We start from the raw sequence: 14,683 nt of genomic DNA on the forward strand, positions 1-14,683 counted from the left end.
ATATGCACGTGCAGATGCACATGCATCGAGTCTTCGTCATCATGTTGGTAGCCGACAACGAACGGAGCACGTTTGGCGCACGATCGAGCGTGAGTGAGTAGCACGCCTACCCAAGGTTTACGGCGGCTTACTCCGTATGGGGCTGGAACGCACCGCCCTCCGTGATACCCGTGACCAATGTCTTGACACCACGCATAACAACGGTTATTCAGAAAAGGCTGCGCGGGACCCGGGCAGACGTAATCCGCCGATACGTGTCGCGGGGATCGGCGCGCGTCGCTGGGCGGGGAGGAGCCGCGGATGGATGCCGCCCAGGACGACGAGGACAGAGCCTTCGCCCGGGTGCTGGGGCAAGAACTGCGAACCGCCCGCGAGACAAAGGGTCTGACCCGTATACAGCTTGTCGCGCAACTCCCGTCCGGAATCGGCGACCGCACGTTGCTCACCTACGAACACGGAATTCGTCAGATAACGGTGAATCGCTTTGTCGAGATATGTCGTGCGCTTGGCGTCGCTGCCGCGGAAATCCTGGACCAGGCGCTGGAAAAGGCGCGCGATCTGCGCGCCTTTTCCTTACGTGTGAATTTGACCGCGGTTCTTCGCGATCAACGCGACGAATTAGCTCCCATTCGATTCTGGGCTCAGCGCAGAATCGAGGACTCGTCATCGGCCGAGGTGTTGCTGCCGCCCGCTGTGGTTCGCGAACTTGCGGCGGCACTGGGTTTTTCCCATGCCGCACTTGCGCGTTATCTCGTCGAGTTCAGTGCCGACGATCCACCGGCGACATAGCCTGGTTCAGTTGTATGGGAAGTGCTCCTCGATCTGGGCTGCTCCACTGGAGGCCGCGATGCTGACCACGTCCTGCTGGGACGCGGGCTCCGCGGTCGCGTTCGATCCGACCGCGAACAGAGCCGCGGCGGCGATGCCGATCGCGGCAACGAGCTTCCTCATCTAGGTTCCTTTCCCGACTGCGTGTTTTCTGCGGTCGCGCCGGTACGGGGACCGGAGACGCAACGGCCCACAGTCTGTCGCAAGTCTGGGCGCGAAGGCAACTCTCGGTTGCATCAGTTTCATAGCCGGTACAAGTCAGCGTACCGGGTGTCATCTGCGAGAACCTTCCCGTTCGTGATCCATGGTTCGCGTACCCGGCGAAGAATCTCGATCGTGTGTTACTGGCCGGTTGTGTTGCGTTGCACCAAGGACTCTGCTAACGCGATGGTGTCCGGCTGTTGCGCACTGATTCGGTAAGGTGACATGCCCGGAAGTGTCGATGTGGCGATATCGAGGGGATCCGGCGGGGTCCTCCGGCGACCCACATTCGTATCGCGGCGCTTTTCCCATTCACATGACAGCAAAACTTCGGCGCTGACGATTACGGGCCGATACCACGAAGGCGACGAACGTTGTTCCGGTTGCTGACAGTCGAAGCGGAGTGGTGGGCGGTACAGAGTTTCCCGTCGTTCGCTGTTCTGCGGGTGTCGACGAGCGGCGCTCTCGTTGTGCACCCGGACGGATGGCGTTCCGGCTGTCACGAAACTCCGTCGCCGGGCTGCGCTGGTCATGCGGTCCGGCCAGCGTCCACGTCGCCTGCCCGGCACAGCCCGGCAGGTCGTGCCGATGCGGACATCGGCGGCAAATGACGGTGCGTCCGACGGCAAATAAAGTTTTGCGCAACAATCCAGTCACGACCTGGTTCTGATCTCTGTCGATAAGTAGCATCCAGCGGAGATATGATCCTCGGTACCAGCTTTGTTGTTTTGGGGTGAAAGCTGGATGGACGACGCGCTGGGCATTCTGGGGACGACCGCGTTGCTGTTGGACGGCGGTCCGGACGACACGTGGGGAAAGCCGCGCGAACGGGCGGTGCTCGCGACGCTGGTCGTACACGCGGGACACGTCGTTCCCGTCGAGACGCTTGTGCGGTGGGTGTGGCCCGAGGACAAACCGATCCCGTTGAACCCGGCGTCGACGCTGCACACCTATGCCACGCGGATTCGCCGCGCGCTGGACCGGATGCCTTCGGCGCCCGCGTTGCACGTGGTGAGCGGCGGCTATCTCCTGGAGGTGGACCACTCACGGATCGATCTCCACAGATTTCGCGCGCGAATCTCGGAGGCGGCGTTCTCGCTGGCAGACGATCCGTGGCGAACGGTGGGGATGATCGACGAGGCACTGTGGTTGTGGCGCGGGCTGCCCGCCGCGGATCTGACCAGCGCCCCTGCCCAGTTGTGGCGTGCGCAGTTGCTGCGGGAGGTTTGGCTCGGCGCACACACCTTGCGGGTAAGGGCATTGCTCGATCTCGAGCGATACGAGGAAGCCGAGGACGCGCTCATCGAACTGCAGGGCGACTTCCCGGAGGACGTCGTACTGGCGACCATGCGGCTGACCGCGCTCTACGGACTGCGTCGGTACGCGGACGCGACCCGCTACTACCTCGTCACCTCGCACAGGTACCGTGCGGACGGCGACGAGTACGCCAAGCACCAGTTGTGTCAGCACAACGCCCTGTTGAGGGCGAAGCACACCGTGCCGGCCGTGCCGCAGCCGACCATGGTGCCCCGTCAGTTGCCGCGTGACGTCACGAGCTTCGTCGGCCGACACGCGGAACTGGCGACCCTCGACGAGATTGGGCCGGGCTCCGGCGTGGTCGTCATCGACGGAGTCGGTGGCGTCGGCAAGACAGCGTTGGCCGTGCACTGGGCACACCGTGCCCGTGATCGTTTTCCCGACGGGGACGTCTTCGTTCAGCTACATGGTTCGTCCGTGAACGGACAGGCCGAGTCCGCGGCGGTGGTGGACGGCATCCTTGCCGCACTCGGTCAACCGCCCGATCCCGTGCTGGGCCGGACGCAGCGAGAACGGCTCCTCAGTCTGCTGGTGGCGGGCCGGAGGATGGTGGTCGTGCTCGACAACGCGCGCGACACCGACCAGGTTCGGGCACTGGTGGGGCTTCTGCACTCCTGCCTCGTCGTCGTCACCAGCCGGCAGCGCCTGTCGATGCTGGCCGCGGAGACCGGGGCGCGCCGGATCACGGTCGAGCCGATGGACACCCCGATGGCCGAGAACCTCCTGGCAGTGCACGCCGACCGGTGTCTCCCGGCGTTCGACCGGGTCATCGGCTTTTCTGGCGGCTCACCTTTGTTGATCACGATTCTCGGCCGGGAGCTGTGCGGGCGGCCTCGTGGGCAGGTGGACGAGTTCGTCGCCCATCTCGGCATGAGACGCCTTCTCACCGCGAACAGCCGTCGTGACGAGACGATGTCGGCCGCGGAATCGTGTTTTGCGACGGCCTACCAGGCGTTGCCCGCGCCGGAACGGCGACTGTTCCGTCTGCTTGCGATTCATCCCGGCACGGACATCGCCGCCTCGGTCGCTTACGCGTGCGACGGCAGGACACCCGCCGATACCATGAGGAGCCTCTCGGCACTGATCTCGTTCCACCTCGTCGAGCAGGACGACGAACTGGACAGGTTCCGGTTCCACAACATGGTGGCGGAGTTCGCCGCACGTTGTCTCGACCGCGACGAGATGGCCGAGGACCGGGATGCGGCACTCTCGCGCTTGCTGGAGTTCTACCGCGTGGCGGCAACCGACGCCGCACGTCTGCTGTGCCGTGAGTACCCGGCGCCTGCGAGCAGAGCGACCGAACGGTGGGTCGCCTTCTCCGACGTGGCTGAGGCTGCCGCGTGGTTCGACCGGGAACGAACCACTCTGCTCGCGCTGGTCCGGACAGGCTATGAGGCGGCTCGCCATGACCAGGTCTGGTCGTTGGCCGAGCCGGCCGCGCTTCTGTTCGATCTCGCCGGATGCCATGTCGAGAGCCGGTCGGTCCGCGAGCTCGCGGTCGACTCGGCTGACCGGGAGGGCAAACGTGAGGCGGCAGCCGCGGTACAGCACGGTCTTGGCCTGACATGTATTCGCCTGGGGGACCACGATGCCGCTCGTCGATGGCTGGAGGCAGCCGCGAACTCGGGTGACACGGAACAGCTCCGTGGCGGTCAGGCGTCTGCGCTGCTTCAACTCGGCCGACTGGCGATGCTCCGCGGCGACGCCGAGGAAGCGGTCCGTCTCTACGTGCGTGGTGCGGCGGCCGCGGAGCGTGCCATGGATGTCACCGGTTCGTGCTGGTTCGAGTTCCGGCTGGGGCAAGCGTTGCGGGGCGTCGACAGGGCCGGCGCTCTTGCCCACCTGTGGGAGGGTCGACGGATCGCTCAATCCATCGGCGAGGGATCCGTCGAGTCGGCGATCCTCGCCGAACTGGGGGCGACGTACCGCGATCTCGGTGACATGCCCACCGCGCTGGCCTGCTACGAAGACGCGTTGACCGTTGCCGAAGCGGCGTCCGACCTGACCGCCGCGGCCCTTGCCTGCGTGGCGCTCTCGGAGATCTGCGTCGAGCAACGCCAGTTCACCAAAGCAGGGGGGTTCGCCGAGAAGGGTGTGGAACTCCTCCGCGGCACGCAGGAGTTCGCTGCCCAGGCTCTTGCGGTCGAGGCCCTTGCGGACACCCTGCACAGCAGCGGCGAACTGCACACGGCGTTGTCCGTCTGGCAGGAAGCCATGGACCTGTACGACTACACGGGATCCCCGGGACTCACCGTGCGCCTACAGGAGAAGATCGACAGGTTTCGGTTCCCCAGCCGCGTGCCGTCAGCCCGCGTCGACGAACCGTCGGAACAGGCCATGGTGCACACGTTGCCCGTTATTCGTCTGTCGCGATTTCGGAACTGAGTTCCAGCGGTTCGTCCGGAATGAAGCGGGCCAGGTAGTTGGCCAGTTCGTGGTAGGGGCAGCCGATGAACGTTGCCATTTCCCGCACCGACGACGGCGACAGCTCGACGACACCGTCCGGATACTCCCGCAGCTTGTTGCGCGCCCATCGGTTGATCGGGAGGAATCTGTCGTTCCTGTCGTCCAGCAGGTGACGCAGGTTCACCTGCAGGACCAGGTTCCGCAGGTGGACACGTCCGCGTTGCAGGGCCTGGTTCAGCAACGCCGGTGCCGCGACACCGAGTGCCCCGCACAGTTCGATGAAGCGGAGCAGCGTGAGATGGCGTGTGCCGTGTTCGTAGGAGAGCAGTGTTCGGTCGCCGATTCCCGATGGAAGGCGGGAGACGAGCTGGCCGCGTGACCAGCCGTTCGCTTCGCGCGCCCGGCGCAGTTCCTCGCCGATCGCGCGCGAGATGATCTTCTCGGCGACCTCGTCCTGCGGGTCCATCACACGGCCCAGCCGTGGAACGTGGCAGGGTGGCTGGGTCGGTCGCCCGCGTATGGAAGGGTCATGCGAACTCCCGTTTCCGGTCACAGCCCGAGTCGATGAGCGTCGTCGTGGGGGCATGCTTCGACTCCCAGGCGCGATGACATGCCTCGGGCCGGGCTGGCCGATACGTCGGCTGGGCTGACCGAATCCGCCCATGGCCTGACGGTCCTTCGCACCGAGATGGAAGGCTGCACCGTGCCTCGTCCAAGGTTAGAGGCGGGAGCAGTCGTCCGGTGGGCGAACGACACCCATCGTGATCGCTTTTCATCACTTGGGCGGGAATGTATTGACTATAACCGTACGTGCCGTGGTGATCACGAGGCACATTAAAGTACGCGGGTGAACGGGGTCAAGTTCGCGGGTGACTATCGAATGCGTTCCGTGTCTTGTGGACTTCGCATCGTTCGTTCGGTGCTTTTCAGATAGCTGACGTCAGGGTGTTATTTCGTTTCCGGAACCTGATGTTTGCGTGTAGGGGCTATTTCACCGGCCTTTCGTGATGTTGTCGTCAGCGTGTCGCGGGTGCCTGTGTGCGTCCTCACCGGACACAACCCGATCGAGTGCGTGTTCGAGCACGGTGCACGGCCGTTCGTCGAGGGCCTGGCACACGTCGACGAACTGGCCCAGCGTCAGCGCGTTCGCATTGGTCTCGTGTGCGTGCACCGTCGTCGCGTCGAGGGAGCTGGGCAGCCTTTCCTTCTCAGGCGTACAGGCAGAGGTTGGAGCTCCTTGTGCTCACCCTTGAGTCGGTTGTCATCCATAGTGCTTCGATTCACTCGATGGGACGGACGATTGTGCAATCGTGTACGCAATTTTCGATCGGCTGGACGATCCAGTCGTCACCTGATCAGAGGTGAAGTCCTGGCGTTCAAATCGGCGTGTAACCACTGGGTACTGGCGCGCGATGTCGGGGAACATCATGATTCTGCCATTTGTGTGATAGCTTGCGTCAAAATTGACGGCTTCGTGTGTCTGCAACCAAAGCGCCGAGCGGCGGCGTGGAGAACCACGCCGCCGCTCGGGAGAACCTGTCTCTGCGCTGTGCCTACTCCGCGGGTTTCACGTTCGGGATGCCGTTCGACGGTGGGGCGTCGCTGGCCGCCGAGTCGTCTTCCCTGATCGGGGCGTCGCCAAGGTCGGTCACCAGGACCGGGGTCAGGTCCTCGCCGACGCCGTCCTTGAGTTCGACGACGTTCATGCCCGAGATGCCGAGGTGGCTGTCGCCGGTGAAGCGGAACGGGGCGATGCCGGGACCTTCGAACGACTTGCCCGACTTCTCGATGGCCTCGACGATGCCCTCTCGGGTCGGGTTCGGGCCCGCGGCCTGGAGCGCCTGGACGAACGTGTATGCCTGCGACAGGCCGTAGATCCGGTAGTTGGTCAGCTCACCGTCCTTGCCGTGCTCGTCCCACACCTTCTGCCACAGCTTCATCCACGGGTCGTCCGGTGCGTCCACGCCGGCCAGGTACTCCGTGGTGAGCACGCCGTTGAGCAGGGTCGCGCTGTCGGTGACCGCACCCTCGGAGAAGCGGGCCAGCAGCGAGCCGACGAGGGCGGGGTCCGAGCCGACGCTGCTGTAGAACCACTTCGGCTTGAAACCGATCTTCAGTGCCACCAGCTGGCTCAGCGCGGTGTAGGACGGGACGTTGAAGCCGAGCACGAGGTCCGCGCCAGCCGCCTGCAGCTGGGCGATCTGGGGGGCGACGTCGGTGTTGCCCGGCGTGTACTTCGCGACCCCTACGATCTGCTTGTCCAGGTACCTGCGGGCGCCCTTCTCGCCGTCGCGGCCGAAGTCGTCGTCCTGCAGGAACAGGCCCACCTTGGCGTCGGGCATGTTCTTCGCGACCCAGTCGCCGATGATCTTGCCTTCGATCTCGTAGTCCGGTTGCCAGCCGAAGGTGAACGGCTTGTCCTTGGGCCAGTCGCCCCACTGGAGCGAACCCGACGACACGAACAGGTCCGGGACCTTCGCGTCGTTGAGGTAGTCCACCACGGCGCTGTGCGTCGGGGTGCCGAGGCCACCGACCATCGCGAAGATCTCTTCGTTGAGCACCAGCTCGTTGGTGACCTGGCTGGTGTTCGTCGGGTTGTAGCCGTCGTCCTTGACCACGAACTCGATCTCGCGGCCGTTGATGCCGCCGTTCGCGTTGACGTAGTCGTAGTAGGCCTGGTGGCCGCTCGGGATCTCGCTGTACCCGGGCGCCGCGACACCCGTCAGCGGGAAGTGCGCACCGATCTTGATCGTCGTGTCGGTGACGCCGACGGTCGAGCCCTTCTCCTCGCTGTCGGGCCTGCCGCCCGCGCCGCAGGCGGTCGCGGTGACCGCCATGGCGAGGATTAACGCCGTACCTGTGTACCAGCGCTTCATGAACTTCGCCTCCAGTTGATGAGTTTCCGCAGTCCGCCGGCAAGGCCGGCCGGTGCGAGCAGCACGACCAGGACGGTGACCAGGCCGTAGATCAACGGCGCGAGCTGAGCGGCCTGCACGTCGGACAGCCCGAGGTCGGTTCCCGCCCCGGTCACCACCTGCGGCAGGAACGTCAGCAGCGCCGCCCCGACCAGCGCCCCGACAAGACTTCCCAACCCCCCGAGCACCACCGCCGACAACAGCAGCAGCGACAGGGTCAACGTGAACCCGCTCGGCGCGGCCAGCCGGGCCGACAACGCGAGCAACCCGCCCGCGAGCCCAGCACAGGCCGCGCTCACCACGAACGCCTGCACCCGCGCGCGGCCCAGGTTGATGCCGGCCAGCTCGGCGGCGACCTCGTCGTCCCGCACCGCCTGCCAGTTGCGGCCGATCCGGCTGCGCGTCAGGTTCGCGAGCAGCACGAACACCACGATCACCACGAGCCAGCCGAGGTAGGCGAGGTAGCGGATCTGCGTGAGCTCCTGCCCGGTGACGAAGTACGCCGCGTCCGCGAGCCACACCGGGATCTCCGGCATCCGCACGTTCAGCCCCTGCTCGCCGCCGAGCCACCCGCTGAAGTACAGCGGGATTCCCGGTACCGCGACGGCCAGCGCGAGCGTCGCGCCCGCCAGGTACGGCCCGTGCAGGCGGGCGGCGGCGATCCCCACGACCGCGCCGACCACCACCGTGACCACCATCGCCAGGAACAGGATCACCAGCAGCGGCAGTGTTCCCTCTCGGGACTGCAGCATGAGCGCCGTCGTGTACGCGCCGACCGCCATCAACGCGCCGTGCCCGAGTGAGATCTGACCGTTCAGTCCGGTGAGGACGGTGAGGCCTGCCGCCGCGATCGCGAAGTAGGCCATGCTCGCGAACTGCGCGTTGCGGAACTGGCTGGTGGTCTCCAGCACGAGCACGACGACCACCAGCGCGCCGAGCGCGAGGAGCAGATGCCTGCGGACCATGTCAGACCCTCCGCTCACGGACGCTCGCGAACAGGCCACCCGGTTTGAGCAGCAGCACCGCCATCAGGATCACCAAGGCGGCGAGCGGCACCAGTTCCGAGCCGACGTATCCGCTGACCAGGCTCAGCGACAGTCCCAGCAGGACGCCGCCGACGACGGCGCCGACCGGGCTGTCCAGCCCGCCGAGCACCGCCGCGACGAACCCGTACACCACCACGCCGTCCATGTAGGACGGGTGGACGAGCCCGCCGCCCGCGATCAGCAGCCCGGACAGCGACCCGACGAGCGCGGCGAGCGCCCAGCCCAGCGTCAGCATCCGCCCGACCTTCACGCCGAGCAGGCGCGACACCTCCTGGTCGAACGCCGACGCCCGCATCCGCAGCCCGAGGTCGGTGCCGCGGAACAGCAGCACCAGCCCGGCCATCACCACGGCGACCGCGACGATCGTGAACACCCCGAACCCGGTCAGTGCGATCGTCGTGTCCCCGATCTGGAAGCCGCGCAGCCCGAACGGCGCGGGGAACGACCGGTACCGCGAGCCGAACACGATGGCCGCGAGCGCGTGCAGGACGATGAACAGCCCGAGCGTCAGGATCACCGCGTTGATCTCGGACTTGCCGGACACGAACCGGACCACGAACCGTTCCACCACGGCGCCGAGCACCAGGCCGGACACCAGGGCGACGGCGAAGCCGAGCCAGTACGAGTAACCGGCGTCGATCAGCACCAGCGCGATGTAGGTGGTGATCATCGCCATCGGCGCCTGCGCGAAGTTCACGATCCGCGTCGCGCGCCAGATCAGCACCAGCGCCAGCGCGAACGCGGCGTACACCACGCCCAGCGTCAGGCCGGTGAGCACGGTGGTCAGCAGTTGCTGCACGAGGCCCCCTGTCAGAATCCGAGATAGGCGTGGCGGAGACCGTCGTCCCCGGCGAGGGTGGCCGCGGTGTCGCGCACCACGACCTTGCCGAGGTTGAGCACCACGCCGTGGTCCGCGATGGACAGTGCGCTGCGCGCGTTCTGCTCGACGAGCACGACGGTCAGCCCGTCGTCGCGCACGAGCCCGCGCAGCAGTTCGAAGATCTGGACGACGATCCGCGGCGCGAGGCCCAGCGACGGCTCGTCGAGCAGCAGCACCTTGGGCCGCGACAGCAGCGCGCGGCCGATCACCAGCATCTGCCGCTCGCCGCCGGACAGGACGTGCGCGAGCCTGGTCCTGCGCTCGGCGAGCGGCGGGAACAGCTCGTAGATCCGCGCCAGGTCGCCGGCGGACAACCGCCGCCGCGCGCCGAGGGCGCCGAGGCGCAGGTTCTCCTCGACGGTCAGCTCCGCGAGCACGCCCCTGCCCTCCGGCACGTGCGCGAGCCCGAGCCGGGGCAGGTTCTCGGTCGGCACGCCGGTGAGCACGCGGCCGTCCAGGGTCACGGTGCCGGACCGGGCGCGGACCAGGCCGGAGATCGTGCGCAGCAACGTGGTCTTGCCCGCCCCGTTCGCGCCGAGCACCGCGGTGATCTCGCCCCGCGCCGCGGTGAGGCTCACGCCGTCGAGCGCACGCACCGGCCCGTAGCCGGCGGACAGGTCATCGACCGTCAGCACCGGTCACCACGTCCTCGCCGAGGTAGGCGGCCTGCACGGCCGGGTCCGCGCGGATCTCGTCCGGTGCGCCGCGGGCGATCACCTTCCCGAAGTCCAGCACGACGATGTGGTCGCACACGTTCATCACCAGGTCCATGTGGTGTTCCACCAACATCACCGACATCCGGCCGGTGAGGCTGCGCATCAGGTCCCCGATCTCGTCGATCTCCGCCGAGGACAGCCCGCCGGCGGGTTCGTCGAGCAGCAGCAGGTCGGGCTCGCTCACCAGTGCCCTGGCGAGTGCGATCCGCTTGCGCACCGGGTAGGGCAGGCTGCCCGGGTACCGGCCCGCGACCTCGGCGATGCCGAACTCCTCCAGCACCGCCATCGCCCGCTCGGTCAGCGCCCGCTCGTCCCGCGCCCGCTTCGGCAGCCCGAACAGGGACGGCCAGAACCCGGTCGTGGCGTGCCGGTCCGCGCCGACGAGCACGTTGTTCAGCACGGTCATGCGGTCGAAGAGGCCGAGCTCCTGCAGGCTGCGTGCGATGCCGAGCCGCGCGAGCTGGTGGGGCCGCAGCTTGCGCAGCTCCTCGCCGCGCCAGGTGAGCGTGCCGGTGTCCGGCCGGACGAACCCGCACGCCACGTTGAACAGGGTGGTCTTGCCCGCGCCGTTCGGTCCGATCACGCCGAGTACCTGTCCGGGTGCGACGGACAGGGAGACGTCGGAGAGCGCGACCAGCCCGCCGAAGGTCACCGACACGCCGGACATCTCGAAGGTCTCTGCCACGCACGGCTCCCAACGCTGGGGTTCAACGTGGGTAGAACTTTGGACGCACCGCACGATCGAGAACATGGGCGCGGAGCCCAAAATCACTGGTGCGAACCGACCCAAACTGGGCTTTTGGACTAGTGGTTCTGTGCAGTCGCGTGCAACCCTGCCGACATGGACGTCGCCAGGGTGCCCACACTCGAGCCCTCGTTGGAGCGTGAGATCGAACGGGCGTGGGCCTCGTTGCTCGGCAGGGCGGACGCCATCGCCGACGACATCACGCTGACCCTCATCGAACGCGATCCGTACTGGTCACAGCAGCCGCCCGACCAGCAGGCCCACCTGCGGGCGAGCACCCGTGAGCACATCCGCCGGGGCATCCAGGCGATGGCGGGGCGGCCCGACCCGGACCTGCGCGCGATCGACGTGTGGCGGGAGAACGGCAGGCTCCGCGCGCGGCAGGGCGTCCCGATGGACCGGGTCCTGTCGGCGTACACGCTCGGCACCCGCACCCTGTGGGAGGCGCTGCTGCGGCAGGGCTGGGACCACGAGGTCGAGATCGCCGAGCACCTGATGCTGTACGCGGGGCAGAAGCTGTGGGCGGCTCTCGACGTGCAGAACGCGGTGTTCGTCGAGTCCTACCGGCGGGAGAGCACCCGGCTGCAGCGTCGTGACCTGCAACGTCAGCAGAGCTTCCTCGACGGGCTGGTCGAGGGCCGGGGCGCGGACCCGGAGTTCGCCAGGGAGGCCAGGGAGGAGCTGGGGCTGGGGTCCGACGAGTCGATCCTCTGCGTGACCGCGCCGTTCTCCGACCCGCTCGACGAGCCGCTGCGGGCGCCGGAGGACCGGCTGGAACGGGCCGGGATCGTGTCGCACTGGCACGTGCGGGGCGGGAACTACTTCGGGCTGGTGTCCCGGGGCGGGTTGTCCGTGCGGGACGTCTGCGACCAGCTCCGGCCCTGCGTGGCCGGGCGGGTCGGGGTGGCCGCCTGCGCCGACGGGCTCGCCGGGTTCGCGACCGCCTACCAGCTGGCTTCACGGGCGGCCGAGTCGTTGCCCCGGGGAGCACATCGGCTGGTGGCGCTCGCCGACCGGTTGCCGGAGGTGCTGCTCGCCGGGAGCCCCGAGGTGGTGCCGGTGCTGGTGGCCGAGACCGTGGGGCCGATCCTCGCCCAGCCGCCCCAGCTCGCCGACACCCTGCTGGAGACGCTCGCCGCCCTGCTCGGGCACGACGGGTCGCCAACGCACGCGGCGCAGGCTCTGTACTGCCATCGGAACACGGTGATCTACCGGATGAAGCAGATCGAGTCGATCACCGGGCGGAGCCTGGCCGACGCTCACGACAAGTTCGAGTTGATGCTGGGACTGCTGGCCGCCGGACGCGGATACGACGGCCGACGTTGATCCTGGTCTTGAGGATGGTTGCCCGGCCCTGATCGTTGGTGAGTGGGTCGTCGTGTGCTGGTCCGGTGGGTTGGCTGCTGTCCGTTGTGGGTTTGTCCTCGCCGGACGGGCAGGTCTCGGGGGTGGCGGAGGGCTGTTCGGCGGCGGTTGGCGGGTCTGCCTGCCATCCCGTCGACCTCCCTACGGGCTATCACACCGCGCCAACGGGGGGCCGGGTTTCCGCATGATGTGATTCGGGCTTCTGGCCCCCCTTGACACGGCGTGATCGGGCGCTGCCAGGTCGACGGGATGGCAGGGAGCCCCTTTGTGGTGGGCTTGCGCCCCCGTCGGGGTGCGTAGGCAGGGGCCGCTTCGCGGGGTTTGCTGTGCCGGGCTTACTTGTGCTGGGCTTGCTGCGCGGGGGCCCGCTTCGCGGGTCCGGGGCGCGTAGCGCCCGGGCTTTGGTGCCGTGAAAGGCGCGTTGACGGCATCCGCAATGCCGTCAATGGGCCGTTCACGGCGCTCAACGCCGTCAATGTGCCATTGACGGCACCGGTTTTGCCGTGAACGCGCCTTTCACGGCATCGGGGTGCCCCTGCGGGCGCCCGTCGGGCGCCCGCAGGGGTGTGGGTGTCGTGCCTGGTGACCGTTCGTATGCCGAAGTCACTTCACATGATCTTCACGGAACCAGTCGTCCAGAGGTGCCCTTCGGGGGGTGCTGTCAGGCCGCGTGCGGGCAGGTGTCGCGGTACTCCTCGATGTCCCTGTCGTCCGGGGCCGGGCACAGGAACTGTTCGTAGCGGGTGTCGTTGTCCACGAAGCGCTTCAGCCACGAGACCATGTACTTCGCGACCGTCGTGTTCGACGTGTTCGGGAAGAAGTGGCTCGCGTTGTTCATCTCCATGTACGCCTTCTCGGCCGAGGCGGGGATGGAGTTGTAGAACGGGATGGCGTGCGAGGACACCGACGCCACCGAGTCGTTCTCGCCGCCGATGACGAAGGTCGGGACGCGCAGGTTCGACCAGGACTTCTGCGTGTTCCACGGTGCGAGCGGGATCGCGGCCTGCAGGGTCGGCTGGTCCTGTGCCGCCTCCAGGGAACCGCCGCCGCCCATCGAGTGGCCCGCCACCGCCAGGCGGGAGGCGTCGATCCTGGAGCGGACCGAACTGCTGTTCGTCAGGTACGACAGGGCGGCCCGTAGCTGGTCACCCCGGCTGGAGGGCTGGTCGTAGATGGAGTTCGTGTCGATGGTGATGACCACGAAGCCCTGCGACGCCAGCCGTGGGCCCATCCACGCGATGCTCGACTGGCGCGCGGTGAAGCCCGGCGAGATCGCGATCGCACCGAACGTGCCCTCCGCGGTGCTGGTCGGGTAGTAGATCGTGCCGCCGCCGAAGCCCGACACGAGGCTCGACACGGTGGTCTGCGACACCGAGAAGGGGCCACGCACCGCCTCGATGCTGTTCTCCGTCGGGTCCGGACCCCGTTCGTAGGGGTTCTCCGCCGCCTGTGCGGCCGGCGCGATCGCGAGTGCCGCGACCGCCGACAGTCCACACAGGATTCGCGTGCCTCTTCGCATTGTGCTCTCTCCGTTCGCCGTTGAACACGGTCGGTAACCGACTGTGGCAAACGGGCGCCGGTCACCGCATCGGTGCAATCACCGGTCCGTCGTGGGAACCGGGGCGACGGGACCGTCCCCGGACGTACGATCGGCGATCGTGAGCCCCACCGCCGACGAGATCATCCGTGCCGCGGCGCACTGGATCGATCGCGGCATCCGCATGGACACCCGTACGTTCGCCCACGAGCTGGGCATCTCCCGCAGCACGTTGTTCCGCCGCGTCGGCAACCGGGAGGAACTGCTCGGCGACGCGCTCTTCTACCTCGCCGACCGCACCATGGCGACCGCGGTCCGCATGTGGGAACGCGCCGAGGGGGCCGCGGTCCGTAACGCGGAAGGGGAGCTGCGGTGCCTCGCCGTGATGCGGGAGTACCGGTCGGCCATCGCGGGCAACCGGGGGTTCCGGCGGTTCCTCGACGACGAGCCGACGGTGGCGATCCGGGTGCTCACCGACCCGCGCGGGCGGGTGCAGCCGAGGGTGATGGCCGCGCACGTCGAACTGCTGCGCCGGGACGTCGACGACGGCGGGTTCGTTCCCGCGGTGAGCCTGGAAAGCCTGTGCTACGCCATCGTCCGGCTCGGCGAGGCGTTCCTGTACTCCGATGTGCTCGCATCGAGGGCACCCGACCTGACGGCCGCGTCGACGCTGCTAGCGGCGCTGGTGGAGGGCCGGGTGCCGACCGCCCCCTTGTGAAACACTCGC

General features: G+C 67.5%; 12 protein-coding genes. 4 read left to right on the forward strand and 8 right to left on the reverse strand.

The window, feature by feature from the left end:
• Nucleotides 1-300 precede the first annotated feature (300 nt).
• Nucleotides 301-789, forward strand: coding sequence for a helix-turn-helix domain-containing protein (locus ACFPCV_RS17295; RefSeq protein WP_378057215.1), 489 nt, complete (start codon nt 301-303; stop codon nt 787-789).
• 6 nt (nt 790-795) lie between these two features.
• On the opposite strand, the gene ACFPCV_RS17300 is transcribed toward ACFPCV_RS17295, so the two are convergent.
• Nucleotides 796-951, reverse strand: coding sequence for a hypothetical protein (locus ACFPCV_RS17300; RefSeq protein WP_378057216.1), 156 nt, complete (start codon nt 949-951; stop codon nt 796-798).
• An 822-nt stretch (nt 952-1,773) separates the two neighbouring features.
• Between ACFPCV_RS17300 and ACFPCV_RS17305 the strand changes: the two genes are divergently transcribed.
• Nucleotides 1,774-4,731, forward strand: a complete 2,958-nt coding sequence (locus ACFPCV_RS17305; protein ID WP_378057217.1) for an AfsR/SARP family transcriptional regulator — start codon at nt 1,774-1,776, stop codon at nt 4,729-4,731.
• Here ACFPCV_RS17305 and ACFPCV_RS17310 read toward each other — a convergent pair.
• The 6 genes from ACFPCV_RS17310 to ACFPCV_RS17335 all read right to left on the reverse strand — a co-directional run bounded on the left by ACFPCV_RS17310 (nt 4,703) and on the right by ACFPCV_RS17335 (nt 10,976).
• Entirely contained in the window at nt 4,703-5,218 is a 516-nt protein-coding gene (locus ACFPCV_RS17310) for a helix-turn-helix domain-containing protein (protein WP_378057218.1), read from the reverse strand. The genes ACFPCV_RS17305 and ACFPCV_RS17310 overlap by 29 nt on opposite strands.
• Before the next feature lie 1,087 nt (nt 5,219-6,305).
• The gene (locus ACFPCV_RS17315) at nt 6,306-7,628 is read right to left on the reverse strand and encodes an ABC transporter substrate-binding protein (RefSeq protein WP_378057219.1); all 1,323 of its coding nucleotides are present in this window, start codon (nt 7,626-7,628) and stop codon (nt 6,306-6,308) included.
• On the reverse strand, nt 7,625-8,632 hold the full coding sequence (locus ACFPCV_RS17320; RefSeq protein ID WP_378057220.1) for a branched-chain amino acid ABC transporter permease: 1,008 nt from the start codon (nt 8,630-8,632) through the stop codon (nt 7,625-7,627). Before ACFPCV_RS17320 ends, ACFPCV_RS17315 begins: the two co-directional genes overlap by 4 nt.
• Nucleotide 8,633: 1 nt before the next feature.
• Complete coding sequence (locus tag ACFPCV_RS17325; RefSeq protein ID WP_378057221.1) at nt 8,634-9,512, reverse strand: branched-chain amino acid ABC transporter permease; 879 nt, start codon at nt 9,510-9,512, stop codon at nt 8,634-8,636.
• 11 nt (nt 9,513-9,523) lie between these two features.
• Entirely contained in the window at nt 9,524-10,228 is a 705-nt protein-coding gene (locus ACFPCV_RS17330) for an ABC transporter ATP-binding protein (RefSeq protein ID WP_378057222.1), read from the reverse strand.
• Nucleotides 10,212-10,976 carry an ABC transporter ATP-binding protein gene (locus ACFPCV_RS17335; protein ID WP_378057459.1) on the reverse strand — a complete coding sequence of 255 codons (765 nt, stop codon included), beginning with the start codon at nt 10,974-10,976 and terminating at the stop codon, nt 10,212-10,214. Before ACFPCV_RS17335 ends, ACFPCV_RS17330 begins: the two co-directional genes overlap by 17 nt.
• Before the next feature lie 174 nt (nt 10,977-11,150).
• Between ACFPCV_RS17335 and ACFPCV_RS17340 the strand changes: the two genes are divergently transcribed.
• Complete coding sequence (locus ACFPCV_RS17340; RefSeq protein ID WP_378057223.1) at nt 11,151-12,380, forward strand: PucR family transcriptional regulator; 1,230 nt, start codon at nt 11,151-11,153, stop codon at nt 12,378-12,380.
• Between the two features lie 700 nt (nt 12,381-13,080).
• Here the strand turns inward: ACFPCV_RS17340 and ACFPCV_RS17345 are convergent.
• A complete protein-coding gene (locus ACFPCV_RS17345) occupies nt 13,081-13,938 on the reverse strand; it encodes an alpha/beta hydrolase family protein (RefSeq protein WP_378057224.1) in 858 nt (285 codons plus the stop codon).
• A 139-nt stretch (nt 13,939-14,077) separates the two neighbouring features.
• Here ACFPCV_RS17345 and ACFPCV_RS17350 point away from each other — a divergent pair, with 139 nt between their 5' ends.
• Nucleotides 14,078-14,674 (forward strand): QsdR family transcriptional regulator, encoded by a 597-nt coding sequence (locus ACFPCV_RS17350; RefSeq protein ID WP_378057225.1) that lies wholly within the window; start codon nt 14,078-14,080, stop codon nt 14,672-14,674.
• Nucleotides 14,675-14,683 lie beyond the last annotated feature (9 nt).

It is taken from the genome of Actinophytocola glycyrrhizae (assembly GCF_042653545.1).
Lineage (GTDB): Bacteria > Actinomycetota > Actinomycetes > Mycobacteriales > Pseudonocardiaceae > Actinophytocola > Actinophytocola glycyrrhizae.

Coding starts and splice junctions, on each gene's coding strand:
- ACFPCV_RS17345 (WP_378057224.1), bottom strand. CDS start 13,938: ATGCGAAGAGGCACGCGAATCCTGTGTGGACTGTCGGCGGTCGCGGCA.
- ACFPCV_RS17305 (WP_378057217.1), top strand. CDS start 1,774: ATGGACGACGCGCTGGGCATTCTGGGGACGACCGCGTTGCTGTTGGAC.
- ACFPCV_RS17315 (WP_378057219.1), bottom strand. CDS start 7,628: ATGAAGCGCTGGTACACAGGTACGGCGTTAATCCTCGCCATGGCGGTC.
- ACFPCV_RS17320 (WP_378057220.1), bottom strand. CDS start 8,632: ATGGTCCGCAGGCATCTGCTCCTCGCGCTCGGCGCGCTGGTGGTCGTC.
- ACFPCV_RS17335 (WP_378057459.1), bottom strand. CDS start 10,976: ATGTCCGGCGTGTCGGTGACCTTCGGCGGGCTGGTCGCGCTCTCCGAC.
- ACFPCV_RS17295 (WP_378057215.1), top strand. CDS start 301: ATGGATGCCGCCCAGGACGACGAGGACAGAGCCTTCGCCCGGGTGCTG.
- ACFPCV_RS17340 (WP_378057223.1), top strand. CDS start 11,151: ATGGACGTCGCCAGGGTGCCCACACTCGAGCCCTCGTTGGAGCGTGAG.
- ACFPCV_RS17310 (WP_378057218.1), bottom strand. CDS start 5,218: ATGGACCCGCAGGACGAGGTCGCCGAGAAGATCATCTCGCGCGCGATC.
- ACFPCV_RS17300 (WP_378057216.1), bottom strand. CDS start 951: ATGAGGAAGCTCGTTGCCGCGATCGGCATCGCCGCCGCGGCTCTGTTC.